General features: G+C 62.1%; 27 protein-coding genes, 1 tRNA gene and 1 other RNA gene. 26 read left to right on the top strand and 3 right to left on the bottom strand.

Features of this window, described 5'->3' with window-relative positions; all coding sequences use genetic code 11:
* Window positions 1-72: 72 nt before the first annotated feature.
* Window positions 73-1,002: a tRNA modification radical SAM protein MnmL/YtqA gene (mnmL, locus tag E8L03_RS13905; protein WP_171267665.1), complete on the bottom strand. Its 930-nt coding sequence runs from the start codon at window positions 1,000-1,002 to the stop codon at window positions 73-75.
* A 182-nt stretch (window positions 1,003-1,184) separates the two neighbouring features.
* Here mnmL and E8L03_RS13900 point away from each other — a divergent pair, with 182 nt between their 5' ends.
* From E8L03_RS13900 to E8L03_RS13800, 21 genes are all read left to right on the top strand, one after another.
* A complete protein-coding gene (locus E8L03_RS13900; protein WP_144234268.1) occupies window positions 1,185-2,222 on the top strand; it encodes a rod shape-determining protein in 1,038 nt (345 codons plus the stop codon).
* Window positions 2,223-2,226: 4 nt separating this feature from the next.
* Entirely contained in the window at window positions 2,227-3,252 is a 1,026-nt protein-coding gene (gene mreC / locus E8L03_RS13895) for a rod shape-determining protein MreC (protein ID WP_244963529.1), read from the top strand.
* A gap of 27 nt (window positions 3,253-3,279) precedes the next feature.
* A complete protein-coding gene (locus E8L03_RS13890) occupies window positions 3,280-3,753 on the top strand; it encodes a hypothetical protein (RefSeq protein WP_144234270.1) in 474 nt (157 codons plus the stop codon).
* Entirely contained in the window at window positions 3,737-5,542 is a 1,806-nt protein-coding gene (gene mrdA / locus E8L03_RS13885; RefSeq protein WP_144234271.1) for a penicillin-binding protein 2, read from the top strand. Before E8L03_RS13890 ends, mrdA begins: the two co-directional genes overlap by 17 nt.
* 18 nt (window positions 5,543-5,560) lie before the next feature.
* Entirely contained in the window at window positions 5,561-6,724 is a 1,164-nt protein-coding gene (rodA, locus tag E8L03_RS13880; RefSeq protein WP_144234272.1) for a rod shape-determining protein RodA, read from the top strand.
* A 43-nt stretch (window positions 6,725-6,767) separates the two neighbouring features.
* A complete protein-coding gene (locus E8L03_RS13875; protein WP_144234273.1) occupies window positions 6,768-7,205 on the top strand; it encodes a bactofilin family protein in 438 nt (145 codons plus the stop codon).
* Between the two features lie 175 nt (window positions 7,206-7,380).
* The gene (locus tag E8L03_RS13870) at window positions 7,381-7,797 is read left to right on the top strand and encodes a F0F1 ATP synthase subunit B (RefSeq protein WP_144234274.1); all 417 of its coding nucleotides are present in this window, start codon (window positions 7,381-7,383) and stop codon (window positions 7,795-7,797) included.
* A 14-nt stretch (window positions 7,798-7,811) separates the two neighbouring features.
* Window positions 7,812-8,399 carry a F0F1 ATP synthase subunit B gene (locus E8L03_RS13865; RefSeq protein ID WP_144234275.1) on the top strand — a complete coding sequence of 196 codons (588 nt, stop codon included), beginning with the start codon at window positions 7,812-7,814 and terminating at the stop codon, window positions 8,397-8,399.
* Window positions 8,396-8,947: a F0F1 ATP synthase subunit delta gene (locus tag E8L03_RS13860; RefSeq protein ID WP_171267664.1), complete on the top strand. Its 552-nt coding sequence runs from the start codon at window positions 8,396-8,398 to the stop codon at window positions 8,945-8,947. The genes E8L03_RS13865 and E8L03_RS13860 overlap by 4 nt, the downstream gene beginning before the upstream one ends.
* A gap of 4 nt (window positions 8,948-8,951) precedes the next feature.
* The gene (gene atpA / locus E8L03_RS13855) at window positions 8,952-10,460 is read left to right on the top strand and encodes a F0F1 ATP synthase subunit alpha (RefSeq protein ID WP_144234277.1); all 1,509 of its coding nucleotides are present in this window, start codon (window positions 8,952-8,954) and stop codon (window positions 10,458-10,460) included.
* Between the two features lie 12 nt (window positions 10,461-10,472).
* Window positions 10,473-11,360 carry a F0F1 ATP synthase subunit gamma gene (locus E8L03_RS13850; RefSeq protein WP_144234278.1) on the top strand — a complete coding sequence of 296 codons (888 nt, stop codon included), beginning with the start codon at window positions 10,473-10,475 and terminating at the stop codon, window positions 11,358-11,360.
* Window positions 11,361-11,378: 18 nt separating this feature from the next.
* Window positions 11,379-12,794 carry a F0F1 ATP synthase subunit beta gene (gene atpD / locus E8L03_RS13845; protein ID WP_144234279.1) on the top strand — a complete coding sequence of 472 codons (1,416 nt, stop codon included), beginning with the start codon at window positions 11,379-11,381 and terminating at the stop codon, window positions 12,792-12,794.
* Between the two features lie 18 nt (window positions 12,795-12,812).
* Window positions 12,813-13,217 (top strand): F0F1 ATP synthase subunit epsilon, encoded by a 405-nt coding sequence (locus E8L03_RS13840; RefSeq protein WP_144234280.1) that lies wholly within the window; start codon window positions 12,813-12,815, stop codon window positions 13,215-13,217.
* 287 nt (window positions 13,218-13,504) lie between these two features.
* A complete protein-coding gene (gene glmU, locus E8L03_RS13835) occupies window positions 13,505-14,944 on the top strand; it encodes a bifunctional UDP-N-acetylglucosamine diphosphorylase/glucosamine-1-phosphate N-acetyltransferase GlmU (protein ID WP_171267663.1) in 1,440 nt (479 codons plus the stop codon).
* Window positions 14,945-14,975: 31 nt separating this feature from the next.
* Window positions 14,976-15,218: a cell division protein ZapB gene (zapB, locus tag E8L03_RS13830; RefSeq protein ID WP_144234282.1), complete on the top strand. Its 243-nt coding sequence runs from the start codon at window positions 14,976-14,978 to the stop codon at window positions 15,216-15,218.
* Entirely contained in the window at window positions 15,215-15,484 is a 270-nt protein-coding gene (gene zapA / locus E8L03_RS13825) for a cell division protein ZapA (protein WP_235896520.1), read from the top strand. Before zapB ends, zapA begins: the two co-directional genes overlap by 4 nt.
* A gap of 29 nt (window positions 15,485-15,513) precedes the next feature.
* Window positions 15,514-15,696, top strand: a non-coding RNA gene (gene ssrS / locus E8L03_RS13820) — 6S RNA.
* A 735-nt stretch (window positions 15,697-16,431) separates the two neighbouring features.
* Window positions 16,432-17,994 (top strand): ribonuclease Y, encoded by a 1,563-nt coding sequence (gene rny / locus E8L03_RS13815; protein WP_144234283.1) that lies wholly within the window; start codon window positions 16,432-16,434, stop codon window positions 17,992-17,994.
* A gap of 12 nt (window positions 17,995-18,006) precedes the next feature.
* Window positions 18,007-19,986 carry a molybdopterin biosynthesis protein gene (locus E8L03_RS13810; protein ID WP_171267662.1) on the top strand — a complete coding sequence of 660 codons (1,980 nt, stop codon included), beginning with the start codon at window positions 18,007-18,009 and terminating at the stop codon, window positions 19,984-19,986.
* Between the two features lie 77 nt (window positions 19,987-20,063).
* Window positions 20,064-21,191 carry a tetratricopeptide repeat protein gene (locus E8L03_RS13805; protein ID WP_144234285.1) on the top strand — a complete coding sequence of 376 codons (1,128 nt, stop codon included), beginning with the start codon at window positions 20,064-20,066 and terminating at the stop codon, window positions 21,189-21,191.
* A 2-nt stretch (window positions 21,192-21,193) separates the two neighbouring features.
* Entirely contained in the window at window positions 21,194-21,613 is a 420-nt protein-coding gene (locus E8L03_RS13800) for a PaaI family thioesterase (RefSeq protein ID WP_171267661.1), read from the top strand.
* A 77-nt stretch (window positions 21,614-21,690) separates the two neighbouring features.
* Here E8L03_RS13800 and E8L03_RS21110 read toward each other — a convergent pair whose 3' ends face one another.
* Together E8L03_RS21110 and E8L03_RS13790 are read right to left on the bottom strand one after the other, a co-directional pair.
* The gene (locus E8L03_RS21110; RefSeq protein WP_280530777.1) at window positions 21,691-22,125 is read right to left on the bottom strand and encodes a septal ring lytic transglycosylase RlpA family protein; all 435 of its coding nucleotides are present in this window, start codon (window positions 22,123-22,125) and stop codon (window positions 21,691-21,693) included.
* A 201-nt stretch (window positions 22,126-22,326) separates the two neighbouring features.
* The gene (locus E8L03_RS13790) at window positions 22,327-22,614 is read right to left on the bottom strand and encodes a hypothetical protein (protein WP_144234287.1); all 288 of its coding nucleotides are present in this window, start codon (window positions 22,612-22,614) and stop codon (window positions 22,327-22,329) included.
* A gap of 198 nt (window positions 22,615-22,812) precedes the next feature.
* On the opposite strand from E8L03_RS13790, the gene E8L03_RS13785 reads away from it, so the two are divergent.
* The 5 genes from E8L03_RS13785 to rplT all read left to right on the top strand — a co-directional run bounded on the left by E8L03_RS13785 (window position 22,813) and on the right by rplT (window position 26,113).
* Window positions 22,813-22,887 (top strand) — tRNA-Val (locus E8L03_RS13785).
* A 144-nt stretch (window positions 22,888-23,031) separates the two neighbouring features.
* The gene (gene thrS, locus E8L03_RS13780; RefSeq protein ID WP_171267660.1) at window positions 23,032-24,987 is read left to right on the top strand and encodes a threonine--tRNA ligase; all 1,956 of its coding nucleotides are present in this window, start codon (window positions 23,032-23,034) and stop codon (window positions 24,985-24,987) included.
* Entirely contained in the window at window positions 24,953-25,483 is a 531-nt protein-coding gene (gene infC / locus E8L03_RS13775; RefSeq protein WP_144234460.1) for a translation initiation factor IF-3, read from the top strand. The genes thrS and infC overlap by 35 nt, the downstream gene beginning before the upstream one ends.
* A 46-nt stretch (window positions 25,484-25,529) precedes the next feature.
* Entirely contained in the window at window positions 25,530-25,730 is a 201-nt protein-coding gene (rpmI, locus tag E8L03_RS13770; protein ID WP_144234289.1) for a 50S ribosomal protein L35, read from the top strand.
* A 29-nt stretch (window positions 25,731-25,759) separates the two neighbouring features.
* Entirely contained in the window at window positions 25,760-26,113 is a 354-nt protein-coding gene (rplT, locus tag E8L03_RS13765; RefSeq protein WP_144234290.1) for a 50S ribosomal protein L20, read from the top strand.
* Window positions 26,114-26,251 lie beyond the last annotated feature (138 nt).

The following is a 26,251-nucleotide window of genomic DNA, read 5'->3' as shown; positions in this document are numbered from 1 at the left end:
AGATACAGAAATCAAGCAGAATGATTTGCACCGCAGGATATGGCCCGGCACGATGCCCTATGTGAACACGGGCTACCGGCGGACAGTGTTTGATCCCTGCCGGACGTCCCGCTCTTCCAGCGCCTTTTCAATGGCGTTGCGTACGGCGTGTTTCTCTCCAGCCCAGGCTGGCGCGAGCAGCTCGCCTGGGGCCGGATCGGCATGGAGGCGGTGGATGACGACCTCTGCGGGCACGAGGGGCAGAGCCTGGCAGAGCATGTCCACATACTCTTCGCGCGCCAGCGGCTCGTATGCGCCGCGTCGCCAGAGGGGGACCATGCCCGAGCCGCGAACCACGAGGAGGTTGTGGAACTTGATGCCGGCAACGGGTAGGGCGCAGGCGTCGCGCACGGTGCGCAGCACATCCGAGGCGTCCTCTCCGGGCAGGCCGGCCACCACGTGGACGCAGACTTTGATGCCGGCGTCGTGCGCCCGGACGCAGGTGTCGGCCCAGGCAGTGAAGTCGTGGCCGCGGTTGATGCGGACCAGGGTGGCGTCATTGGAAGACTGGAGCCCGAGATCGAGCCATATCTCGTCTCCCAGGCGTTCACGGCAGGCCGCGACGAGGCCCAGGCGTTCATCATCCAGGCAGTCCGGACGGGTGCCCACGGCGAGGCCGGCAATGCCGGGCAGGGTGCAGATTTCGTCCAGCCGTTCGCGAAGAACGGGAACCGGCATGTACGTATTGGAAAAAGATTGCAGATAGGCTATGTAGCTAGCATCAGCATAGCGCTTGTCAAAGCGCGTTTTCCACATGGCCCATTGGCGCTCCAACCCGAGGCCCTGCTTCCAGGAGCCGGTGCCCGACCCGCGAAGGTTACAAAAAATACATCCTTGGGTTGATACAACGCCGTCACGATTGGGGCAGCCGGCCCCGATATCAAGGGGGATTTTCTGCGCCCGCGTCCCGAAGCGGGAGCGGAAGTACGCGGAAAGTTTCGTATAGCGAGCATCAGGCTGCATGTGTGGGCATCTTTTCGCGGCGAAAACGCCGGAAAGCGCATGGCCGGGTTGTACGGAAAAAAGCGTGTGATTGAACGCAAGACCGCGTTGCAGCGCGTTTTTTTCCGGTTGACAGAAAGGGAGGTTTGGACGCACATCCATCCTCAAAACAAACAGCATTAGAGTGTTGGAAGAGGAATTTCATGTCAAGAACGGTCGATTTTCTCCTGGGCTTGTTCTCCAATGATCTGGCCATTGACCTGGGCACTGCGAACACGTGCGTCTACGTCAAAGGGCAGGGCATCGTGCTCAGGGAACCCTCCGTGGTTGCGGTCAAGCAGGATGCCGGCAAGGGCAAAAAGGTCCTGGCTGTGGGCAACGAAGCGAAGCGCATGCTGGGCCGCACCCCGGGCAACATCGTGGCTATCCGTCCCATGAAGGACGGCGTCATCGCCGACTTCGAAATCACGGAAGCCATGCTCCGCCATTTTATCTCCAAGGTGCACAACTCAAGACGGCTGGTGCGCCCGCGCATCATCATCTGTGTGCCCACCGGCATCACGCAAGTGGAGAAGCGTGCGGTGAAGGAGTCGGCGGAATCGGCCGGCGCTCGTGAAGTCTATCTTATCGAGGAGCCCATGGCTGCGGCCATCGGCGCCAACCTGCCCATCGAGGACCCCACCTCCAACATGGTAGTGGACATCGGCGGCGGCACCACCGAGGTCGCGGTCATCTCCCTGTCGGGCGTTGTGTACTCCAAATCCGTTCGCGTGGGCGGGGACAAGATGGACGAAGCCATCATGACCCACGTGAAGCGCAAGTATAACATGCTCATCGGCGAGAGCACCGCCGAGGCCATCAAGATCACCATCGCCTCGGCCTATCCCGGCGCCGAAGAGACTATGGAAGTCAAGGGCCGGGACCTCGTCTCGGGTATTCCGCAAAACATTACAATCACCTCCGAGGAAATCCGAAAGTCCATCTCCGAACAGGTGGACGGCATTGTCCAGGCAGTGCGCATTGCCCTGGAGCAGACCCCGCCGGAGCTCGCGGCCGACATCGTGGACCGCGGCATCATGCTCACCGGCGGCGGCGCGCTGCTCAAGGGGCTCGACCAACTGCTGCGCGAGGAAACCTCGCTGCCCATCACCGTGGTCGAGAATCCGCTGGACACCGTCGTGCTCGGTTCCGGCAAGGCGCTGGACAATCTGGATATTCTCAAGGAGGTAACCATCGATTAATCTCGTGCCCCGACGACTCGCTGTTGCACTCTTCGTCGTCCTGTTCCTGTACCTGACCCTGTACACGTGGAATCTGCGCACGGGATACCTGGACAAACTCTCCACCACGACGGGCCTGACTTTCGTCGGGCTTATTCTCAAGCCTGCCGATTGGGTCAGGGACTCGGTCTCGGACCTGTGGCATCGCTATGTGTACCTCGTGGACGTGCAGAAGGAGAACACGCAGCTCCGCGGGCAGGTCCGCGGGCTAAACCTGGAGCTCGCCCGCCATCGTGAGGGAGCGGCCGAGCTGCGGCGTCTGCGCAAGCTGTTGCAGTTCGATCCCCCGCCGGCCTGGCGGGTGGAAGGCGCGCGTGTGCTCAGCCGTCGCGTCGGTCCCTATGCAGTCCTCGAAACCCTGGTGGTGGACAAGGGCTCCCACTCCAAGCTGGTGGAGGACATGCCAGCCGTGACCGACACGGGCGTGGTGGGCCGGGTTTTCCGGGTCGCGCCGCTCACCAGCCAGGTTCTCCTGGTCACCGATCCCAACAGCCGCATTGCCGTGCTGGGCCAGCAGAGCCGCACCTCGGGCATCGTCATCGGCCAGGGCGCCAACAAGCCCCTCGCCGTGGCCTATGTGCCGCTCAACGCGCCGCTCTACGAAGGTGAAATCCTGGTGACGTCCGGCTTTGCCGGCGTGTTCCCCAAAGGGCTCCCCGTGGCTCGGGTGCAGTCCATCCGCCGTTCCGACATATCCCTGTTCCAGAAGGTGGTGGCAGAGCCGTTGGTGGCCCCGCGCGCCCTGGAGGAGATTCTGCTCCTGGAGGTGGTGGACGAGTCCGAGGCTCCGGAAGCGCCTACCGGCAACGCCTCGCGCGATGTCATGCTCGACGTGGACGCCCTGGTGGACCAGCTTTTGAGCAAGGACTCCCCGCCTGAGATTTCGCCCGAGCTGCAGAAGGCGCCCGGCGAACCCGCGCCCCTGGGCGGCAACAGCACCGGCGGCAGCGGCGCAACAGGGACTGGGTCCACGGACAGAGCAGTTCAGTAGCTTCGTAAACGAATCGTATTACAAAATATGGGATTCCGTAACATACTGTGGTGGTTCGGCTTTACGGTCATCGCGCTCCTGGGGCAAACGGTCTTTCCAGGCGTGGACTTGCTCGTGCCCGGACTTATCGTATCCATGCAAGAGGAGCGGAACCGCCAAAGCATCGTCCTGGGCATCGTCTTTCTGCTCATCCAGGAAGGCTCGGGCAGCCTCGCTTTCGGTGCAGGGCTGGCCTGGTACGGCATGGCGATTGTCCTGTTCATTGCAGGCCGCTGGCTCTTCGAGGCGCGCAATATCATGTTCATGGTCATACTCGGCGCGGTCCTCGGCGTCTGGCGGTATCTGCTCATCTCCATGCTGACGGCGCTGCAGGAGTACACCTTCCTTGAGGACGTGGTTTTCTGGGAATGCGTGCACCAGGCGCTTACATTCCCGCTGATGTGGTCTCTCGCCGCTGCCCTGCGGCCGACCAAGCCGGAGAACAATGCCTATTCGGTCTGATTCGCATGACAGTCAGCCGGCTCCCAAGCTCGGTCTGATTCTGCTCCAGTTCCTCACGCTGGTGCTGTTCTTCTGCTTCGGCCTGCGATTCTGGTACCTCCAGGTGCACAAGGGCGCGGATTTCGAGGAAAAAGCGCGGCAGAATCAGCTGCGCGAGGAAGAGGTCTACGCACCGCGTGGCCGCATCCTCGACCGCTCCGGCAACCTGCTCGCCATCAACCAGCCGGCCTATGCCCTGGCCATTGTTCGCGAGGATGTGGAGGACGAGGAAGCCACTCTGCGGCAGGTCAGCGAGTGGACCAGCATCCCCTATGAGGAGCTGGAGGAGCGGATGGCCAAGGGCCGCCGCAAGACCAAGCCTTTCGACCGCCTGATCCTCGTGCCCGATATGGACTTCGAGCTCGTCTCGCTCATCGAGTCCAACAAGATCTACTGGCCCGGCCTGGAGATCGTCATTCGTCCCCGGCGGGTGTACCTGCAGGGGCCGTTGCTGGCGCACATCCTGGGCTATGTGGCAGAGGCCAACGAGAAGGAGTTGGGCGAGCGCCCGGAGCTCTCCATGGGCGACATGGTGGGCAAGCAGGGCCTTGAGTACATGATCGAGGACAGGCTGCGCGGCGAGAAAGGGCTCAAGCGCGTGGAGGTGGACGCCACCGGCCGGCGGCTCAAGGAGTTCATGGTGGAGCAGCCCCGGGCCGGAGAGTCCATAGCCCTGTCCATCGACCTGGGCCTGCAGGAAAAGGCTTCCAAGCTGCTGGAAGGGCAGGCCGGGGGCATCGTGGTGCTCGACCCGGACACGGGCAAGGTGCTCGCCCTGGTCACGCAGCCCACGTACGACAATAACGCCTTTGCCGCGGGCCTGACCAGGACGCAATGGAACGCGCTGCGCTCCCACCCGCGCAACCCGTTGCAGAACCGCGTCATCCAGTCGGTCTATCCGCCTGGCTCGGTGTGGAAGCTGCTGGTGGCCGGCTGCGCCCTCCATGAAAACATGGTGGACCCCAACGAGACTTTTTTCTGTGGCGGCTCCTACCGGCTGGGACGACGCGTGTTCCGGTGCTGGAGAAGCTGGGGACACGGCAACGAGAACCTGATGGAAGCGCTGGTGGACTCCTGCGACGTCTACTTCTACCAGCTGGGCGAGCGGCTCGGCGTGGACCGCATCAGCAAGTTCGCCTTTGCCTGCGGCTTCGGCAAGCCCACCGGCATAGACCTGCCCCACGAGAAGGGCGGCCTGGTGCCCACCCGCGCGTGGAAGCGCAAACGCTTCAACGAGCCGTGGCACGGCGGCGAGACCCTCAACCTCGCCATCGGCCAGGGCTTTACCCTGGTCCAGCCGCTGCAGGTGGCGCGTTTCGTGGCCGCGCTGCTCAACGGCGGCAAGCTGTACAAGCCCTCGCTGCTGCGCGACGAGGCACCGCTGGTGCAAGGCGATGTTCCCATGGACGAGGCCCAGCGGCAGCTCATTCTGGAGGCCATGGTCAAGACCGTGGAAGAGGGCACGGCCCGGCGCATCAAACGGCCGGACGCTGTGCTCGGCGGCAAGACAGGCACAGCCCAGGTCATCCGCATCGGCACAGAGCGCCTCGACAAGGAAGACATGCCGTACATGCACCGGGACCACGCCTGGCTTGCCTCCTGGGGTCAGAAAGGCGACAAGCGCTACGTGGTCATCTGCATGATCGAGCACGGCGGTCACGGCGGCTCGGCCGCAGGTCCTCTTGTGCGGGAAATTTACAACTACCTCTTCGGCGAACCGGACGCCGAGGCGGCGAAACCCGGCAACTAGGGACGGAGACGTCTGAACATGTCCATAGACAGACGGGTTATCAAGTACCTCAACTGGCCGCTGCTCGGCTTCACCGTCGCGCTGTTCGCCGTCGGCGCGGTGAACCTATACTCGGCCAGCGCCATCCGGCTGGAGGACGGCATCGCCCTGGCGCCGTACTTCGAAAAGCAGCTCATCTGGGGTCTGGTCGGCCTGGGCGGCATGATTGCGTTCATGCTGTTCGACTACAACAAGTTCTACACGCTGGCATGGCCGCTGTTCATCGTCACGCTGCTGCTGCTCGCCGCGGTGCCCCTGTTCGGCACCAAGATTTACGGCGCCAAACGCTGGCTGGACTTTGGTGCATTCAACTTCCAGCCCAGCGAGGTGGCCAAGATCTCGGTCCTTATATTGGGCGCGCGGCTGCTTTCCCGTAATCCGGAAAAGCTCGGCTGGAAGGAGTTCCTCTTCACGGTCTTCGTGGTCATGATTCCGGCCGGCCTTGTGGTGATCCAGCCGGACCTGGGTTCGGCGCTGAACCTGCTCTTGCTATTGGCGGGCATCATCCTGTACAGAGGCCTCAAAGGCCGGGTGCTCAAGGTGCTGGCGATAATCGTGCCCGCGATGCTGCCGTTGGGTTGGTTCTTTCTCCACGATTACCAGAAACAGCGGATTCTGACGTTCCTGGACCCCACGAACGATCCCCTGGGAGCCGGCTACCACATCATTCAGTCGCAGATCGCTATCGGCTCGGGCCGTCTCTGGGGCAAGGGATTTCTCCAGGGCACGCAGAGCCAGCTGCGGTTTTTGCCGGAGAAGCATACGGACTTCGCCGTCGCCGTGTTCGGCGAGGAGTGGGGGTTCGTGGGCTGCATCATATTGCTGGCCCTGTTCGCCCTGTTTCTGATGAGTATTTTTTCGACAGCCCGGGACGCCCGCGACCGATTCGGCAGCTTCCTGGCGGCTGGCGTGTTCTTTTACTTTTTCTGGCAGATCCTCATCAATATGGGGATGGTGCTGGGGCTTATGCCCGTTGTGGGTATTCCCCTGCCGTTCATGAGCTACGGCGGCAGCACCACCCTGGTGAACTTCTGTCTGATCGGACTCGTGCAGAACGTCTCCATGCGGCGCTTTACTTTCCGCCACCGCCAGAACAGGTCGCTGCAGTTCAAGGGTGAGACAACGTACACCACGAAGAAATAAACCACGCAGGCGCCCTTCAAGCGGCGCGAGGGAGCAAGAACCAATGGCCAAAGACGAGATCAATGCCTTTCTCGGCAGCGGCACCGCTTATGAGGGCAAGCTGAACTTCCAGGGATCCGTTCGCGTCGACGGGTCCTTTACCGGCGAGATCCAATCCGAAGGCACGCTGGTCGTGGGCAAGGACGCCAAGGTGCAGGGCAAGGTCTGGGTGGGCCAGCTCATTCTTTCCGGCCATTTCCAGGGCGAGATCCTGGCGACCAAGAAGGTGGTGCTGCACAAGACGGCGAACCTTCTGGGCAGCCTGAACACGCCGGTCCTGGTCATCGAGGAAGGTGCCGTGATGGAAGGGCAAGTGAGCATGGGCACAAGCGAGGCCGGGAAGTCGAAATCGAAAACCGAGCTGAAGGCCGTGGGCACTGCCACAAAGCCGACAGATCAGGAGCCCGTCAAAGAACCGAACGATTCTGCGGGCAAAGCGTGACAAGAAGATTCAATCATCACGGGGGCCCCGTGCCGGAGACGGCGCGGGGCCTTGGTTTATGAAGGTCTCGCGAATGAAAAATGCCTTTGACACTCAAGGGTAAATTGGTTAAGCCGCAGTGACTTTGATCAAAAATTCACAATAACCCGCCAGCCGTAAGTTCGAGGGGAGAGCCATGATCGATCTTGATGTCACATTCATCGTGCAGTTCATCAACTTTCTGGTCACGTTATTTGTGCTGAACTACCTGCTGGTTAAGCCTATCCGGGCGAAGATCCAGGAGCGCCAGCAGTCGATGGACGCCATGGCTTCCGAGATCGAAAAGTTCAGCGAACAGGCAGAGCGGAAACTCGAAGATTACGAAGAAGCGCTTGCCGAGGCGCGCAAGGCCGGCACCAGCGAGCGCATCAAGATGAAGGACGCGGGTGAGGCCGAGCAGGAAAAGATCGTCTCTGCAGCCCAGAGTGCGGCTCAGGCCGACCTGAGTCAGGCTCGCAGTGAGATAGAGAGCCAGGCCAAGGCTGCTCTCGAAACGCTTCGGTCCCAGGTGGACTCCATGGCCGCCAAGGCTGCTGACAAGGTTCTGGGATAAAGGAGGAGGGTGCGTTGAAGCGAATCATTCGGATTACGGTCACAGCCCTTGCGGTCCTCGCGTTTGCGGGTGTCGCCATCGCGGCTGAAGAGACGGGGCACGGCGGTGCAGCCGGCGGACACCACTACGACTGGACGAACTTCATTCTCCGTGTCGTAAACTTCGTCATCGTCGCTGGCATCATCTGGTACTTTGCTGGTGGTAAGATCAAAGATTTTCTGAAGACCCGCCGCTACAACATCGAAAACGAACTCTCTGAGCTCGACAAGCGCAAGGAAGACGCGGCCAAGCGTCTGAGCGACGTCGAGAAAAGCATCGCGAACATGGAAGAGGAGCGCAAGAAGATCCTGGACGACTATCGCGCCCAGGGCGAAGCGCTCAAGGCTTCCATTATCGAGCACGCCGAGAAATCCGCGGAGCAGATCAAGGACATGGCCAAGGCCACTGCCGAGACCGAGTCGCGCATGGCTGTGGAGTCCATCCGCGAGCAGCTGGGCGAGATGGTCGCAGAGGCGACGCAGAAGGTGCTCGAAGAAAGGCTGACCAAGGAAGAGCATCAAAAGCTCATCGATAAATACTTAACAAAGGTGGTGCTCAATTGATCGGCAACGTCGTCGCGCGCAGATATGCCCAGGCACTGTTCGCCTTGGGTAAGCAGAAAGGTCTCGAGGAGCTCGAGCGTTACGGCGCGGATCTCTCCGCCGTTGCTCAAGCCGTGACGGAGAGCCCTGAGCTCCTGCGAGTGTTCAAGAACCCGCTCTTCGGCGTCGAGGACAAAAAATCCGTTCTGGTCAAGCTCCTCGACAAAGCCAAGGTGTCCCCTGTGGCGAGCAACTTCATGAAGCTCCTCGCCGACAAGGAACGCCTCGGTCTGCTGCCGGAAATTGAAGCCCACTACGCCGACCTCCTCGACGCGGAGAAAGGCGTCATCCGTGGTGAGCTGCTTACCGCCGTCAAGCTCGACGCGGCCAAGCAGAAAGAGGTCAAGGCTTCGCTTGAAAAGCAAGCCGGCAAGGAACTCATCCTGGAGTTCGCTACCGATCCCGAGATTCTGGGCGGGGTCGTGCTCAAGGTCGGGGACCGCGTCCTCGATGCGAGCATCCGGGCACAGCTGGAGATGCTGAAGGAAAACATCAAGAGGGGTGAATAGGGTCATGCAGATCAAAGCCGAAGAGATCAGCCAGATTATTGAGGAGCAGATCCAAAACTACGAGCAGAAGGTGGAGATGAGCGAAACCGGTACCGTCCTGTACGTCGGTGACGGCATCGCTCGTGTCTATGGTGTCCAGAACGCGATGGCCATGGAGCTCCTCGAGTTCCCCGGCGGTGTCATGGGCATGGTTCTGAACCTCGAAGAGGACAACGTCGGTGTCGCCCTGCTCGGCGAAGACACCGGCATCAAGGAAGGCGATCCCGTCAAGCGTACCGGCCAGGTGTTCTCCGTGCCGGTGGGCGACGAGGTCATGGGTCGCGTCATCAACCCGCTCGGCCAGCCCATCGACGGTCTCGGCCCGATCGAAGCCAGCGACACCCGCCCGGTGGAGCTCAAGGCCCCTGGCATCGTCCAGCGTAAGTCGGTTCACGAGCCCTGCTACACGGGCCTCAAGGCTGTCGACGCCATGACGCCCATCGGCCGCGGTCAGCGCGAGCTGATCATCGGCGACCGTCAGGTCGGCAAGACCGCCATCGGCCTCGACGCCATCCTGGCGCAGAAGAACACCGATGTGCACTGCTTCTACATCGCGGTGGGCCAGAAGAAAGCCTCCGTCGCTCTCGTGGCCGACATCCTCCGCCGCGAAGGCGCCATGGAGTACACCACCATCATTTCGGCTACCGCTTCCGAGCCTGCGCCGCTGCAGTTCATCGCCCCGTACTCCGGCGCCACCATGGCCGAGTTCTACCGCGACAACGGCAAGCACGCGCTGATCATCTACGATGACCTTTCCAAGCAGGCTGTCGCCTACCGCCAGATGTCTCTGCTGCTTCGCCGCCCTCCGGGACGCGAGGCCTTCCCCGGCGACGTTTTCTACCTCCACTCCCGCCTGCTGGAGCGCGCGGCCAAGCTGGCCGACTCCCAGGGCGCCGGCTCCATGACCGCGCTGCCCATCATCGAGACCCAGGCCGGTGACGTGTCCGCCTACATCCCGACCAACGTTATCTCCATCACCGACGGTCAGGTGTACCTGGAGCCCAACCTCTTCAACGCCGGTGTGCGCCCCGCCATCAACGTCGGTCTCTCGGTTTCCCGAGTCGGCGGCGCGGCCCAGATCAAGGCCATGAAGCAGGTTGCAGGTACCCTCCGCCTCGACCTCGCCCAGTACCGCGAGCTCGCCGCATTCGCCCAGTTCGGTTCCGACCTGGACAAGGCCACCCAGGCCAAGCTCAACCGCGGCGCCCGCATGGTCGAGCTGCTCAAACAGGACCAGTACCAGCCCCTGTCGGTTGAAGAGCAGGTCGCCTCGCTCTACGCTGGTACCCGCGGCTACATGGACGAGGTTCCGCTGGAAGCCGTCCGCAAGTTCGAAGCCGAGTTCCTCGACTTCATGCGCAACGCCAAGGCCGACATCCTGACGGGCATCCGCGAGAAGCAGGCCATTGACGAGGACCTGGAAACCCGACTGAAGGCCGCGATCGAAGAGTTCCAGAAAGGCTTTTCCGCCTAAGGGGGATTATCGATGGCATCCTTAAGGGACATCCAGAACAAGATATCTGCGGTCAAAAAGACCAAGCAGATAACGAAGGCCATGAACATGGTGGCCTCCGCCAAGCTGCGCAAGGCGCAGCAGAGCATCGAGCGCTTCCGCCCCTACGCGGAAAAGTTCTACGAGATGCTCGGCGATATGGCTTCCAAGGTGGACGAGACCGCCCACCCCCTGCTCGCCAAGCGTGACGAGATCAAGACGGTCGGCATTATTGTCATGACCTCTGATCGCGGTCTGTGCGGCAGCTTCAACGCAAACCAGAACAAGACAGCCCTGCGCCTTGCCGAGGAAAAGAAGGCCGAAGGCAAAGAGGTTGTGTTCTACGCAGTCGGCAAGAGAGCGCGCGACCGCATCCGCAAGACGGATTTCAAGTGCGCGGCCGAGTATGCCGATCAGATGACCTCGTTCGACTTCAGCTTCGCCAACACTGTCGCGACGGAGGTCATCGAGGCCTACCTGAGCGGCGAGCTGGACGAAGTCATCATGATCTTCGGCGAGTTCATCTCCATGGCCAGGCAGCAGCCCAACATCCTGCCCATCCTTCCCATCCAGCCTGCGGAAGCAGGCGCCGAGGAAGGCGAGGCGGCTCCGGGAAGCACCACCGAGTACATCTACGAGCCGGACGTCAAGGGCCTGCTCGCAGAACTGCTGCCCCGGTTCATCAAGGTCATGGTCTATCGCGGCATGCTCGACACCTCCGCGTCCGAGCACGCAGCACGTATGGCAGCCATGGATAACGCTACCAAGGCTTGCGATGATATGGTTGGAAACTTGACCCTCGTATACAACAAGACACGCCAGGCGACGATTACCAAGGAACTGATGGATATCGTCGGCGGAGCCGAGGCGCTCAAAGGATAAGGGAAGGAGCCAATAGCCATGAGTGAGAACATCGGTAAGATTGTTCAGGTCATCGGCGCCGTCGTGGACGTCGAATTCGAGCCGGGGAAGCTGCCCAACATCCTCTCCGCTCTTGAGATCAACAACCCCAACAACCAGGACGCTCCAGACCTCATCTGCGAGGTAGCGCAGCACCTCGGCGACAACGTGGTCCGCACCATCGCCATGGACGCCACCGAGGGCCTCGTGCGCGGCATGGAAGCCAAGGACCTGGGTCATCCCATCCAGGCTCCGGTCGGCAAGGCCTCTCTGGGCCGCATCATCAACGTCGTGGGCCGTCCCGTGGACGAGCTCGGCCCCATCGACACCGACAAGATGCTGCCCATCCACCGCAGCGCCCCCGAGTTCACCGAGCAGTCCACCAAGGTTGAGCTGCTCGAAACCGGCATCAAGGTCGTTGACTTGCTCATCCCCTTCCCCAAGGGCGGCAAGATGGGCCTGTTCGGCGGCGCCGGCGTGGGCAAGACGGTTATCCTCATGGAGATGATCAACAACATCGCCAAGCAGCACGGCGGTATCTCCGTGTTCGCCGGCGTGGGTGAGCGCACCCGCGAAGGCAACGACCTCTACCACGAGATGAAGGACGCCGGCGTTCTCGAAAAGGCCGCGCTTATCTACGGCCAGATGAACGAACCTCCGGGAGCCCGTGCTCGCGTGGCCCTGACCGCTCTGGCCTGCGCCGAGTACTTCCGTGACGAGGAAGGCCAGGACGTGCTGCTCTTCGTTGACAACATCTTCCGCTTCACGCAGGCGGGTTCCGAGGTGTCCGCGCTTCTGGGCCGCATGCCTTCCGCGGTTGGTTACCAGCCCACCCTGGGCACCGACCTTGGTGACCTGCAGGAACGCATCACCTCCACCAACAAGGGTTCCATCACCTCGGTCCAGGCCGTGTACGTCCCCGCGGATGACCTTACCGACCCCGCGCCGGCCACGACCTTCTCGCACTTGGACGGTACCCTCGTTCTGTCCCGTCAGATCGCCGAGCTCGGCATCTACCCCGCGGTGGATCCGCTCGACTCCACCTCCCGTATTCTGGACCCCAACGTCCTCGGCGCCGAGCACTACCAGACCGCTCGCGAGGTACAGATGGTTCTCCAGAAGTACAAGGAGCTCCAGGACATCATCGCGATCCTGGGTATGGACGAGCTCTCTGACGAAGACAAGCTCATCGTGCACCGCGCCCGCCGCATCCAGCGCTTCCTCTCCCAGCCCTTCCACGTTGCTGAGACGTTCACCGGCACCCCCGGCGTCTACGTCAAGCTCGAGGACACCATCAAGGGCTTCAAGGCGATCCTCGAGGGCGTCCACGACGAACTCGCGGAGAACGACTTCTACATGGTCGGAGACATCTCCATGGCCGTGGAGAAGGGCAAGAAGCGCCAGGCCGAGGGCTAATAGAACGGGGAGACCACCATGGAAAAGTCCCTGCAGTTGGAAATAGTCACCCCTGACAAGCTCGTGCTGAGCGAGTCGGTGGATTATGTCGGCGCTCCCGGCCAGTTGGGCGAGTTCGGCGTTTTGCCGAACCACATCCCCTTCCTGTCCGCGCTCAGCGTCGGCAACCTCTACTACAAGAAGGACGGCAAGACGAAGTACGTCTTCGTCGCCGGTGGTTTCGCCGACGTCTCCTCCAACAAGATCACCATCCTCGCGGAAGCCGCGGAGAAGGCGGAGGACATCGATGTCGAGCGCGCCCGCAAGGCCAAGGAGCGCGCCGAGGCGCGCCTTGCCAAAGCCGCAGACCAGATCGCCTACGCACGCGCACAGGTCGCGCTCCAGCGCGCCCTCTCGCGGATGAAGGCGGCCGGCGTTTCCTAAGACGTCGCGCATACGACTGACGCACAAGGCAGGCCGCAGTTACTGTGGCCTGCCTTTTTTCATGCCGTATGGACAATGGCTTTACCCTGAGGCCACGGCGTCCGCCTTGGCCGATCGTCATGTTTGTTCAGGTAGTATGGCGTTTCTGGTTATGCGTATCCCTTTGGAAAAATTTAGTATGCAGAACCGCCTGATAAAACGGCTCTCCACGCCCTTGTTGCGGCGTTGTGGAAACGGTACACAGTCCCCATCCTGATGAACGCGATACAGCACGCGAGGTGCATTACATGAAGGATCTGCAGACGCCCATACGACCCCTGGGCGAGCACTGGGGCGCCGTTGTCCTGGCCGCCGGCAAGGGCACGCGCATGTACTCTCAGAGGCCCAAGGTGCTCATGGAGCTCCTGGGGGAGCCCGTGCTGGGCTATGTCCTGGATTCGCTGGAGCCGCTTTTTGGCGAGAACATAACCGTGGTCATCGGCCACGAGGCCGACTTGGTGCGTGGGGCCTGCGCAGGCCGCTCCTGCCGCTTCGTCCATCAGGAGCAGCAGCTCGGCACCGGCCATGCGTTGCAGGTCGCCTGGGAGTCCCTCGCCGCTTCGGGCATCCGCAAGCTTCTGGTCATCAATGGTGACACCCCCCTGGTCACAGCGCAGGACGTCGCCGCGTTCGTGGAGTATGGGGAGGAGGCCGATCTTGCCTTTCTGACCGTTTCCCTGCGCGATCCCGGCGCCTTCGGCCGGGTGGTCCGCAGTAACGGCAAGGTCAATGCGATCATCGAGGCCAAGGATTTCGATCCTGAAACGCACGGTCCGACAACCGGCGAGATCAACGCCGGCCTCTACCTGATGGACATGACCCGGGTGGGGCCGCTGCTGGACAAGCTGACCGACGACAACGCCAGCGGCGAGTACTACATCACCGATCTCGTGGCCCATGGCCTGGATGCCGGTCTGCGTGTGGAGGGCGTTCTGGCCGCCGTGGCCGGCACGGCCGAGGACTACGACGTGCTCCGGATGCTGGGCATCAACAGCCCGGTCGAGCTGGTCCGCGCAGAGGCCCGCCTGGCCGAGAGCAGGGCGCAGGAGGCGTTGAATACGGGCGTGCTGGTGCGCTGGCCGGAATCGGTGCGCATTGGCCCGCACGCCGTGGTGGAGCCCGGCGCGGAGATCACCGGCCCGTGCGAGATCTACGGCCGTAGCGTCATTCGCTCCGGGGCCAGGGTGGAGTCACACTGCGTGATCATAGATTCCACAGTGGATGCCGGCACGTCGGTGCACTCTTTTTCGCATCTTCAGAGCGCCAGCGTGGGCCCTGGCTGTAGCGTGGGACCGTATGCGCGGCTCAGACCCGGCGCCGTGCTGGAAGAGCACTCCAAGGTGGGGAATTTCGTGGAGGTCAAGAAGGCGACCCTGGGGCCGGGGGCCAAGGCCAGCCATCTGACCTATCTGGGAGATGCCGCCATTGGCGCCAAGGTAAATATCGGCGCCGGCACAATTACCTGCAATTATGATGGAAAAAACAAGCATTTGACGACGATAGAGGAAGGCTCGTTCATCGGTTCCAACACGGCGCTGGTGGCTCCGGTTACCGTGGGTGCACACGCTCTGGTAGCGGCCGGATCGGTCATAACCCGCGATGTTCCAGAGAATGCGCTGGCCGTGGCGCGCTGCCGGCAGACGGTTTTGCCGGGTCGCGGAACTATGCCGGATGACGAGACATCTTGATATATTGAGCCAACACGTGTAGATTGGAAGAATGAATTTGCTGGAACAATTAGAAAGCAAAATAAACGAGCTTTTGGAAACGCTCGCTGGGCTGCGCAAAGAAAACGCCCGTTTACGGCAGGAAATCGCCACAGGGACCAGTGCGCACGAGGAAGAGGCGCGCCGCCTGCGCGAAGAGCTCCAACAGGAACGCGACGCCAAGGAGGCTGTCCTTTCCCGCATTGACGCATTGCTCGACAAGCTCAAGGCGGAATCGGAACCCGAAGAGTCATGACGGCAGAAATGAACCGCTATAATTTGACTCTGCTCGGATTCAACATATCTTTCATGGCAGAGGCGGACAGAGAGCGGGTTGACGAAGCCGTCGCCCTGCTTGAGTCGCGGTACAAGAAGCTAGACGACGGAAGGCAGATTAGCAGAGAACGCCTGTTGATTTTTTTGGCCTTGGGACTTGCAGACGACTTGCTGCTGTCCAACAGGAGGCAGGCCGAGCTGGAAGAAAGGCTCGGTAAGCTGGTGGCCAGGATCGAAGAGGTGTAGACAACAGAGACGACGAGCTTATATCAAGAAGAGCCCTGGGGTGTGCGTGATCGTCTGTGTGTTTTTTGAGCCAACGATCAAAAAACAGGGTGCCAGACCCACGGACTGGTGCGCAGACCCGCTCACAAGCGGGAAGCCTGAAGGTCTGCGGTAGGCGCCCACCATGCTTGCATGGTTCAAAAACTCGGGCGACACGGCTCTCTGGGGATATTTTCACGGCAGCGTGAATCTTCTTCGCGATAGGTAGCTCGTACAAAAGGCCGCACGTATTCGTACACGGAACGGTCGTAAACGCGATGCAGCAGCGTCGCACCGGGCAAGACGAGTGAGTCGTCGACAGTCCGGACCTGGCGCATCAGGTACACGCGAAACCGCTGCATTACGAATGGGACCGAGGCGACGCCGACAGGCATGCTCCGCAGGCCCGGAAGAAGGGCGCGGCAGGGCCGCACGGGGGGAACGCCAGAACGGCGCCGCGCGACGCGCAAACCAGGAACTGCGTCCCGTGACAGGAACCGATGCGTGAACAAGCATAGGATGCACGGCCCTAAAAATGTGAGGCCCCGTTCAACTGGGTGCGCGACATGGAATCAGTAATGCACGACAACACAGCTTGGCCGCCGGGCGAAGGAGCGAGCCCACCAGGGAAACGCTCCGCACCGACGTGCCCGTGTGTCTTTATTATTGGACACGTCAAACCCTGATCAAGGGCCTTTGTTTCTGCCGCCGGCGCACATGAGCACGGCGGGTTTACCCTTCCTCGAGCCAACACGCCCCGCCAAAAGCGAGGCGCTGCTGGTCATCTCCGCAAGGCGGCGTGTAACGCCGTCCTCCTCCGAGTCCCGAGCCCAGACGACTGAAGATCATGCGCATCCGTTGCGGCGGGTCCGCATCCGTTCATCGGTTCCGGTCCAACCGGGGCCGTCACCATACAGGAGGCTCGAGGCATGGAATCCATCATCAGCATTTTACTCATCGCATTGGGCATCATCGTGGGCGCGGCAGGGGGCTACGCTCTCCACAGGCTGCTCGCCACAAAGCGGCTGGAGGATGCCCGTGAGCTTGCCAAACGCATAATCGAAGAGGCGCGCAAGGAAGCTGTGGCCCACAAGAAAGAGGTCAAGCTTCAGGCCCACGACGAGATACTCGCCCAGAAAAAGGAAATGGAAGACGAGCTCAAGGAGCGTGAGCGGGAGATCAAGAAGCGCGAGAACAAGATGCTCGAAAAAGAGGAGCGCCTCGAAGACCGCTCGGAAAAGGTCACCCAGAAGGAGGGCGAGGTCCTCTCTCTGGAAAAGAGCCTGACCAAGAAAGAGCGCAAGCTTGAAGAGCGGGACGAGGAGATCGGCAAGCTGGCCGAGGAGCAGACCAAGCGGTTGCAGGAGATCTCCGGCCTGACGCAGGAAGAGGCGCGCAGGCGGCTTATGGACGACGTGGAGTCGCGCAGCCGCCACGAGGCCGCCATGATGGTCCGGCAGATCGAGACCGAGGCCAAGGAGCTGGCCCTGCGCAAGTCCCAGGAAGTCATGGCCACCGCGCTGCAGCGCTACTCCGGCGACTTCGTGGCCGAGCAGACCGTGACCACGGTCGCCCTGCCCAGCGAAGACATGAAGGGCCGCATCATCGGCCGCGAGGGCCGCAACATCCGCGCCCTGGAAGCCGCCACCGGCGTGGATCTGATCATCGACGACACGCCCGAGACCGTCATCCTCTCAGCCTTCAGCCCGCTCCGGCGGCAGGTCGCCAAGCTCGCCCTGGAGCGCCTCATCTCCGACGGCCGCATCCACCCGGCGCGTATCGAAGACGTTGTCCGCAAGGTGGAGCAGGAGATGGACGTCAAGCTGCGCGAGATCGGCGAGCAGGCCACCTTCGACGTGGGCGTCCACGGCATCCATCCGGACATCATCCGGCTGCTGGGACAGCTCCAGTACCGCACCAGCTTCTCGCAGAACGTGCTCCAGCACTCGCTGGAGGTCGCCTCCCTCTGCGGCGTCATGGCCGCCGAGCTGAAGATGGACGTCAAGCGCGCCAAGCGCGCCGGACTGCTCCACGACATCGGCAAGGCCGTGGACCACGAGGTGGAAGGTCCCCACGCCACCATAGGCGCCGACCTGGCCAAGAAGTACAACGAGTCCAAGGACATCATCCACGCCATTGCCGCGCACCACGAGGACGTCCCGCCCCAGACGGCCATGGCCGTGCTTGTCCAGGCCGCGGACTCCCTGTCCGGAGCCCGCCCCGGCGCGCGCAAGGAGCTCCTGGAGAACTACGTCAAGCGGCTGGAGGACCTGGAGAACATCGCCACGAACTTCGACGGCGTCTCCAAGGCCTACGCCATCCAGGCCGGTCGCGAGATCCGCGTCATGGTCGACTCGGAGGCCGTGGACGACGACAACACTTACATGCTCTGCAAGGACATCTCCAAGTCCATCGAAGAAAACCTCACATATCCGGGCCAGATCCGCGTCACGGTCATTCGCGAACGCCGCGCCGTGGGCTACGCCAAGTAACGGGAGCGCACAATGGCCGCCAGGGATAGAGCCGGCATCTACCTGGAAACGATTCCTGTCGAAGAGGCGGTGGCGAAGGTCGCCGCCGCCCTCGACAAAGAAGCCCTCCTCAAGTCCGAAACCATCGACAGCCGCCATGCCGCCGGACGCGTCACCGCGGCGCCCGTCACCGCCGTCCTCTCGTCGCCCAATGTCCATTGCGCGGCCATGGACGGCATCGCCGTTGTGGCCCGCTCCACGTTCAGCGCCCGGGAAGGCAGACCCCTCACCCTGGTCAAAGGGCAGGACTTCGTGCCCGTGAACACGGGCCACGCCCTGCCGCGCGAACCTCTGCGCACCGACGCCGTGATCATGGTGGAGCACGTGCGCTTCGACGACGAGGGCAACGCGCACATCGAGACTCCGGCCTACCCCTGGCAGCACGTACGCCGCATGGGCGAGGACATCATCGCCACGGACATGCTGCTGCCACACAATCACCGCATTACGCCGTACGACGTGGGGGCCTTGCTGGCAGCCGGCGTCTGGGAGGTGGAGGTCTGGGAGCGTCCGTCCGTGTACATCGTACCCACGGGCGACGAGGTCCTGGAAGCTGCCTCGCGGCCCAGGCCCGGTCCCGGCCAGGTGGTGGAGTCCAACTCCTATGTGCTGTCCGCGCTGGCCGAGCAGGCTGGCTGTGCGGTGCGGCGCGCCGTACCGGTCAAGGACGATCCGGAGGCCATTCGCGCGGAGGCGGCCAAGGGGTTGGAGCAGGGCAGCCATGCGGTCATCATCTGCGCGGGCTCCTCTGCCGGAACCAAGGATTACACCCGCAGCGTCTTCGATTCGCTGGGCACCGTGCTGGTCCACGGCGTCTCGGCCATGCCGGGCAAGCCGGCCCTGCTGGGCGTGGCGGATGAGAAATCCCCCAGGCCGGGAGCGCTGCTCGCCGGCGCACCGGGCTATCCGGTCAGCGCAGCCGTGGTCATGGAAGAGATCATTTTGCCCCTGCTGATGGACATCGGGCGGATGGAACGCACGATCAGGCCGGAGGTGCCGGTCACGCTGGCCAGGCGCTCGCCGTCCAAGCCCGGCCTTGTGGAGTATCTGCGCCTCAGCGTGGGCCGGGTGGGCGGTCGATATGTGGGCATGCCCCTGTCTCGCGGCGCCGGCAACATCACCTCGCTGTCCAAGGCGCAGGCCGTAACGCGCATCCCCATGGACAGCGAAGGCGTGGAGGCCGGGGAGCTGGTGACGGCCGAGCTGCTGGTTACGCGCAGCATGCTGGACCGCATCCTCCTTGTCATCGGCAGCCACGACGCCACTCTCGATCTTCTGGCCGATGCGCTCATGGGCGGAGAGGCGGGCGTGCGCCTGGCCTCCAGCCATGTGGGCAGCCTGGGCGGTCTGCAGGCGCTCAAGGCGGGCAACGCCCACCTGGCCGGCTGCCATCTGCTGGACCCGGAGAGCGGAGACTTCAACTTCCCGTTCCTCGCGCGCTACGCCCCGGAGCTGGAGTGCACGGTCTACAACCTCGCCATCCGCCACCAGGGCCTCATGGTCGCGCCCGGCAACCCCTTGGGCATCCAGGGCGTGAACGATCTGGCGCGCGACGACGTGCGCTTCGTGAACAGACAGCGCGGCGCGGGAACGCGCATCCTTCTGGACTACGAGCTGGCCAAGGCCAATATCGAGGCGGCTACGGTGAACGGCTACGGCAAGGAGGAGGTGACCCATACCGCGGTGGCGCTGAACGTGGCCACGGGCGAGGCCGATTGCGGCCTGGGCATCATGGCTGCGGCAAAGGCGCTGGGGCTGGACTTCGTGCCCCTGGCGCGGGAGCGGTACGACCTCATCATACCGGAGTTGGACCTCAGCGACCTGCGCGTGCAGGCGCTGCTGGAGATGATCACCAAGCCGGAGATCAAGGCCGCCATCGAGGCCCAGGGCGGTTACGAGACATCGCTGACCGGCCAGCGCATGCGGCCGGGCATGGGGCTCAAGCTGGGCTAGTTTTACAAAAACCTGCGCCGGCGCGTATACAGGCGCCATGGCCGCGGCGCGTCCGGGCCCGGGGGAATGCACACACTATGAGCGGCTTAACTGCCAATACCTCCAAACGAGCCGTCAACAGGCCGACAAAACGGGTGGTCATCGTCTCCCGGGACCGCTCCCACGTGGAGCGCGACCGCCAGGCGCTCAAGCGTTTTCCCCTGGAGGTGGACGTGGTTGCCGCGTCCGGGTCCGAGGCGTACAAGCACCTCGCCAAGAACCCATGCGACCTCGTGCTCTGCGATACCGAGGTCGAGGACATCGACCCCTACGCCTTTCTGCGTTCCCTCAAGGCGGACAAGAACCTCAAGAAGATCCCGGTGGTCATGGTCACCCAGGAGAACGACCGCCACGCCGTGCTCGACGCGGTGGCGGCCGGCTGCTCCGGCTACATCCTGCGTCCCTACTCGGACGAGACCTTCGAGCGACACATCAGCACCGCCCTGCAGCTCATCCGCTACAACGAGATCGAGGCGCGGCAGCTCAATGACGCCAGGCTGATGATGGAGACCGGGGACTACGACGAAGCCATCGAGGAGTTCGAGGAGGTTCTCTCCCAGCAGGAGGAGGCCCAGAAGTTCTACGACCTGGGCTGCACCTATCTTTCCAAGGACAAGTTCGGCAAAGCCATCGTCGCCTTCCAGAAGGCCCTCACCATCAACGGTATGTTCGCCGAGGCGTATGAGGGGCTCTCCGAGGCGCACAAGCGCAAGGGCGACCTGGAGCAGTGCCAGTTCTTCCTGAAGAAGGCCGCCGACCTCTACGCCGCCCACGACCGTATGGAAAAGGTCAAGGAAGTGTTCATCGACATCCTCAAGATGGACAACCGCGCGGCCAACCCCTTCAACTCCCTGGGCGTGCGGCTGCGCAAGACCGGAGACCATACGGCGGCGATTCGGGCCTACAAGCAGGCGTTGGAACTCACTCCCCACGACGAGAACATCCACTTCAACCTGGCCAAGGCGTACTTTTTCATGGACGATGTGGAAAACGCCCTGGACAAGCTCGCCGTAGCGCTCTCCATCAACCAGGACTTCCCCGAGGCGCTGAAGATGTACAAGACACTCAAGGGCTCGCCGTGGCCCGGTCTGCGGTCGCAGAGCGAGTCGAGCCTGGAACGGCAGCACCTCATCCGCAACCAGGGACCGGCGGTCAAGGACGTCTAGCCATGAGCAAGGAATATCTGGAGGCGCTGCAGAGCGGCGACCGCGAGGTGAACCGGCTGTTCACCTTCCTCGGCGTGGAGGTGGTGGCCATAGACCCGGAGGAGTGCGTGCTGGGGCTCGTGGTGCAGGCCGAGTTTCTGCAGGGCGCGGGCGTCATGCCCGGCGGGCTGTCGGCCACGCTGCTGGACGAGGCCATGGCCCACGTGGTCATGGCCGGGCTGGGCAATGGCCAGAGCACCGTGACGGTGGAACTGTCCGTGCGCTTCCTGGCTCCGGTCAAAGAAGGCGAGCGCGTCACGGCGCGGGCGCGCGTGGTCAAGCGCGGCGGCCGGGTGGTCACCGTGGAGGCCGAGCTGAACAAGGAAGACGGCTCCCTGGCGGCCAAGGGCATGGGCTCGTTTCTGGTCTGCGGCCGCGGCTGAACCCCGCCGGCCATTTCCCCCATCATTCGGACAAAAAAAGAGCAGGCCCGGGCCTGCTCTCGTTGCGTTGACGATGGCTACATGAAGCGGATCGTCGGCGGTTCGCCGTCCTCGGCCGTTCGGTCGAGCACGGTGACGCGCACCTTGGCCGTGCCGGCGTTGTACATGCCGAGCTGCTTGGCCGCCGCCTTGGACAGGTCGATGATGCGCTTGCCGACGTACGGGCCGCGATCGTTGATGCGGACCTCCACCGAGTATCCGTTCTGAAGGTTTTCCACGCGGACGAGAGTGCCCAGGGGCAGGGTCTTGTGCGCGGCGGTGAGTGCGTGCGTATCGAAGCGCTCGCCGCTGGCGGTGGGACGGCCCTGAAAGAAGCCGCCGTACCAGGACGCGATGCCGACCTGGGTGAAGCCGGGTTCGGGCAGTTTGGTTTTGGAAGCAGAGACCAGCGCAGGGCAGAGCAGAGTGAAAACGATTGCGATAGCGAGAGCGCGATGCATGGCTCGATGCATGAATCCTCTCCGTAATATGGTGTGGTTTGAGTAGGTTCGCGGATAAACACCGCGAGATTGGTTGGTAAAAATCGCCCGTAATGGGGCAGGGTTACTGCGATAGGATGGAGGTGATTACCCCAGCCCCGGGCGGAAGACAAGCCCCAAAAAAGGCGGGTACATCGAAATGTATCCGCCTCATACGTGATGTCGCGGGCGTATCTAGGATTTACAGCCTTGAGATTCCATGAACTTCCGCGCCTTCTCGCGAACAGCGGGGGGCATCCATGACAAAAGATTAAAGGGCTTGTCGCCATTCATGGGATCGACGGCATAGCGGACGGCCATGGACTCCTTGGCGCCCTGGTCGCAGAGGCTCTCGTTGGAAGAGAGGAAGAAGCTGCAGTCGTCGTTGTTGCATACGAATATCTCGCCCCACATGGTCTCGGGCGGACCCATCCAGGATTCCAGCTCGGTGTTGCAGTGGGGACAAATGCGTTTATCGCTCATGAATTAAACTCCTTGAAGCGGTAGGCCGGTTCAGGAAATGGATGCAACCGGCGTGCGTCGATGGTACAAAGACTATGACCCGACCGGGAGGCGTCAACCCCCGGCGAAAAAAATGGGCTGAAAAGCGAGAAAAAAATTTTTGAGCGCTTGACAAGTGCTGGATAGGACGGATAAACAAACCGTCTGCTTTGCGGCAGTAGGCGCGTAGCTCAGGGGGAGAGCACTTGCTTGACGCGCAAGGGGTCAGGAGTTCAAATCTCCTCGCGCCTACCACAGAAAGACGCTGAAAGCGGGAGGCTTGGTCCTCCCGCTCTTGTTCTGTTCGCCAGCCTTCGGCCGGCCCGGGGAAGGTTGTACGGCGTATCCATATTTTGAGTCGGCAAGGAAGTTTCCGGGCATTCGGCAAGGACAATCACTGTGCAAATCGCAGTCGAAGGAAAAACAACGGACATCCCTGAGGGCGCCAGCTGCCTGGACGCGCTCAAGGAATCCCTGAGCGGCAAGAAGCTCCGGAAGGTCGTGGCATGCAAGTGCGGCGGCCGTGTTCTGGACTTGTCTGCTCCCGTGCCGGAATCCTGCCAGGGCCTCGAGCCCGTAGAAGAGGATTCCCCGGAGGGGCTCGACCTTCTCCGCCACAGCGCCGCGCATGTCATGGCCGCCGCGGTCAAGCGTCTCTTCCCGGACGTCAAGGTGACCATCGGCCCGGCCATCGAGAACGGCTTCTATTACGATTTCGACGCGCCCAAGCCGTTCACGCCCGAGGATCTGGAGGCCATCGAAGCCGAGATCCAGAAGATCATCGCCGAGAACCAGGAGTTCACCTGCACGGTCATGCCCAAGGCCGAGGCCCGCGAGATCTTCGAGAAGATGGGCGAGACCTACAAGCTGGAGATCATGGACGACCTGGAGCAGGATACGGTCTCCATCTACCGCAACGGCGACTTCGTGGACCTGTGCCGCGGCCCGCACATCGCATCCAGCGGCGCGCTCAAGGCCGTCAAGCTGACCCATGTGTCCGGCGCGTACTGGCGCGGCGACGAAAACCGCCCCATGCTGCAGCGCATCTACGGCACGGCCTGGAGCGATCCCAAGGCGCTCAAGAAGTACCTCAATCAGGTTGAGGAAGCCAAAAAGCGCGACCACCGCAAGCTCGGACGCGAGCTCGACCTCTTCTCCATCCACGAGGACGTGGGTCCCGGCATGGTCATCTGGCATCCCAAGGGCGCCCTGGTGCGCACCATCCTTGAGGACTTCGAGCGTAAAGAGCATTTGAAACGCGGCTACGACATCGTGGTGGGCCCCACCATCCTCAAGAAGGACATGTGGGAGATTTCGGGCCACTACGACCACTACCGCGAGAACATGTATTTCACCGAGATCGACGAGCAGATCTACGGCATCAAGCCCATGAACTGCCTGTCGCACATGCTCGTGTACAAGTCGCGCATCCGCAGCTACCGCGACCTGCCGCTGCGGCTTTTCGAGCTCGGCACCGTGCATCGGCATGAGCGCGCCGGCGTGCTCCACGGCCTGCTGCGCGTGCGCCAGTTCACCCAGGACGATGCGCACATCCTTTGCCGGCCGGACCAGCTCGAAGAAGAAATCATGGGCGTCATCCGGTTCGTGCACGACGTGATGGGCCTGTTCGGTTTCGAATACGAGATGGAGCTGTCTACTCGTCCTGAAAAGTCTATCGGCAGCGACGAGGACTGGGAGCGCGCCACCAACGCGCTGAAATCCGCCATGGAGAGCCACGACCTGCCGTACGATATCAACGAGGGCGACGGCGCTTTCTATGGTCCGAAGATTGACATCAAGCTCAAGGATGCCTTAGAGCGTCGCTGGCAGTGCGCCACCATCCAGTGCGATTTCACCTTGCCCGAACGCTTCGACCTGTCCTATGTGGATCAGGACGGCGAGCGTAAGCGGCCTGTGATGTTGCACCGCGTGGTGCTCGGCGCCATCGAGCGTTTCATGGGCGTGCTCATCGAGCATTTCGCCGGTGCGTTCCCCGTGTGGCTGGCGCCTGTTCAGGCGCGGGTGCTCACGGTGACCGACGCCCAGAACGAGTTCGCCGAGGAGGCTGTCGCAGTGCTCAAAGCGCGCGGCATCCGCGTCGAGGCGGACCTGCGGAACGAGAAGCTCGGCTACAAGGTGCGGGAAGCCCAGTTGGAAAAAATTCCCTACATTCTTGTTGTTGGTGATAAAGAAGTTGAGGAAAGAGGGGTCAACGTGCGCATCCGGGGCAATAAGAACCTCGGCATGCAAAGCCTGGACGATACGGCTGCGATGATCCTGGAAGAATGCCAGAAGCCCTTTGCGCAAGGAGGAATGTCCTATAGCTTCGCCCACGCAAACGCAAGCTCGCTGTAACAACCAGATCCGTGCCCGGCAGCTTCGGGTGATCGATGCAGACGGCAACCAGCTTGGGGTGCTCCCCAAGGATGATGCATTGCGCGTAGCGCGCGATCAGGGTTTGGACCTCGTGGAGGTCGCGCCCAACGCGGATCCGCCCGTGTGTCGTATTATGGACTACGGGAAGTACAAGTATCAGCAGCAAAAGAAGCAGCAGGAAGCGCGCAAACGGCAGTCGGTCATCCAGATCAAAGAGATCAAGGTCCGGCCCAAGACCGACGAGCACGATTACCAGACCAAGCTCAAGCATGTGCGCCGCTTTCTTGAAAACGGCGACCGGGTCAAGGTGACTGTGTTTTTCCGCGGCCGCGAGATTGTCCACAAGGACCGCGGGCTTATTATCCTTCAGCGCATGGCTGAGGATACTGAAGATCTGGCCAAGGTGGAGCAGGAGCCTCGCGCCGAAGGCCGCACCATGAGCATGTTCCTGGCCCCAGTGGTCAAGAAGAAATAAAACGAAGCGCCAGTTGTGCGGCGCTGGAATGAAAGGGAGCAATGTCATGCCCAAGATGAAGACAAAGAAATCCGCAGCCAAGCGGTTTACCGTGACCGGCAGCGGAAAGTTCAAGCGCCGTCGGCAGAACCTTCGCCACATCCTGACCAAGAAGAACGCCGACAGGAAGCGCCGTCTTGGTCAAGACACCCTCGTGGACAAGACCAACCGCAAGGCCGTTGAGCGGATGATGCCCTACGCGGGCTAACGCTCCGGTTTCGCGAGGAGGAGAGCAATATGCGAGTTAAGCGCGGAAAAACCGCACATCAGCGGCACAAAAAATATCTGAAGCAAGCGAAAGGCTATCGGGGCGGACGCTCCAAACTGTACCGCAGCGCGCGCGAGGCTGTTGAGCGCGCCGGGCAGTACGCCTATCGCGACCGCAAGGTCAAAAAACGCGAGTTCCGCAAGCTGTGGATCCTGCGTATCAACGCGGCTGCACGGGAGCACGGGCTCTCCTACAGCCGATTTATGCGCGGCCTTTCTCTGGCCGGAGTGGAGCTGAACCGGAAGGTGCTGGCCGATATGGCCGTGCGCGAGAAGGAAGGCTTCGCCAAGCTGGCCGAGACTGCAAAAAGCAAGCTGGACTAGCGGCCGCGCAAGTCGCCGGGCTCTGCACCGGCGCGAAAGAACCGACCTGCCCCCATCGCCACGGGGGCATGGGTGTGAATCGAGCGATAAGGCCCCCGCTTGCGGGGGCCTTTCTGTGCTTGGACTATCCAGGACGCA

The sequence above is a fragment of the Oceanidesulfovibrio marinus genome (assembly GCF_013085545.1).
Taxonomy (GTDB): Bacteria; Desulfobacterota; Desulfovibrionia; order Desulfovibrionales; family Desulfovibrionaceae; genus Oceanidesulfovibrio; species Oceanidesulfovibrio marinus.
This window is presented reverse-complemented; position numbering and strand designations above follow the sequence as displayed.

Coding starts and splice junctions, on each gene's coding strand:
- mnmL (WP_171267665.1), bottom strand. CDS start 1,002: ATGCAGCCTGATGCTCGCTATACGAAACTTTCCGCGTACTTCCGCTCC.
- E8L03_RS13810 (WP_171267662.1), top strand. CDS start 18,007: ATGGCCGCCAGGGATAGAGCCGGCATCTACCTGGAAACGATTCCTGTC.
- E8L03_RS13790 (WP_144234287.1), bottom strand. CDS start 22,614: ATGAGCGATAAACGCATTTGTCCCCACTGCAACACCGAGCTGGAATCC.
- rny (WP_144234283.1), top strand. CDS start 16,432: ATGGAATCCATCATCAGCATTTTACTCATCGCATTGGGCATCATCGTG.
- rodA (WP_144234272.1), top strand. CDS start 5,561: ATGTCCATAGACAGACGGGTTATCAAGTACCTCAACTGGCCGCTGCTC.
- zapB (WP_144234282.1), top strand. CDS start 14,976: ATGAATTTGCTGGAACAATTAGAAAGCAAAATAAACGAGCTTTTGGAA.
- E8L03_RS13850 (WP_144234278.1), top strand. CDS start 10,473: ATGGCATCCTTAAGGGACATCCAGAACAAGATATCTGCGGTCAAAAAG.
- E8L03_RS13870 (WP_144234274.1), top strand. CDS start 7,381: ATGATCGATCTTGATGTCACATTCATCGTGCAGTTCATCAACTTTCTG.
- E8L03_RS13890 (WP_144234270.1), top strand. CDS start 3,280: ATGGGATTCCGTAACATACTGTGGTGGTTCGGCTTTACGGTCATCGCG.
- atpA (WP_144234277.1), top strand. CDS start 8,952: ATGCAGATCAAAGCCGAAGAGATCAGCCAGATTATTGAGGAGCAGATC.
- atpD (WP_144234279.1), top strand. CDS start 11,379: ATGAGTGAGAACATCGGTAAGATTGTTCAGGTCATCGGCGCCGTCGTG.
- mrdA (WP_144234271.1), top strand. CDS start 3,737: ATGCCTATTCGGTCTGATTCGCATGACAGTCAGCCGGCTCCCAAGCTC.
- E8L03_RS13840 (WP_144234280.1), top strand. CDS start 12,813: ATGGAAAAGTCCCTGCAGTTGGAAATAGTCACCCCTGACAAGCTCGTG.
- E8L03_RS13800 (WP_171267661.1), top strand. CDS start 21,194: ATGAGCAAGGAATATCTGGAGGCGCTGCAGAGCGGCGACCGCGAGGTG.
- rplT (WP_144234290.1), top strand. CDS start 25,760: ATGCGAGTTAAGCGCGGAAAAACCGCACATCAGCGGCACAAAAAATAT.
- E8L03_RS13875 (WP_144234273.1), top strand. CDS start 6,768: ATGGCCAAAGACGAGATCAATGCCTTTCTCGGCAGCGGCACCGCTTAT.
- E8L03_RS13805 (WP_144234285.1), top strand. CDS start 20,064: ATGAGCGGCTTAACTGCCAATACCTCCAAACGAGCCGTCAACAGGCCG.
- zapA (WP_235896520.1), top strand. CDS start 15,215: ATGACGGCAGAAATGAACCGCTATAATTTGACTCTGCTCGGATTCAAC.
- glmU (WP_171267663.1), top strand. CDS start 13,505: ATGAAGGATCTGCAGACGCCCATACGACCCCTGGGCGAGCACTGGGGC.
- E8L03_RS21110 (WP_280530777.1), bottom strand. CDS start 22,125: ATGCATCGAGCCATGCATCGCGCTCTCGCTATCGCAATCGTTTTCACT.
- rpmI (WP_144234289.1), top strand. CDS start 25,530: ATGCCCAAGATGAAGACAAAGAAATCCGCAGCCAAGCGGTTTACCGTG.
- E8L03_RS13900 (WP_144234268.1), top strand. CDS start 1,185: ATGTCAAGAACGGTCGATTTTCTCCTGGGCTTGTTCTCCAATGATCTG.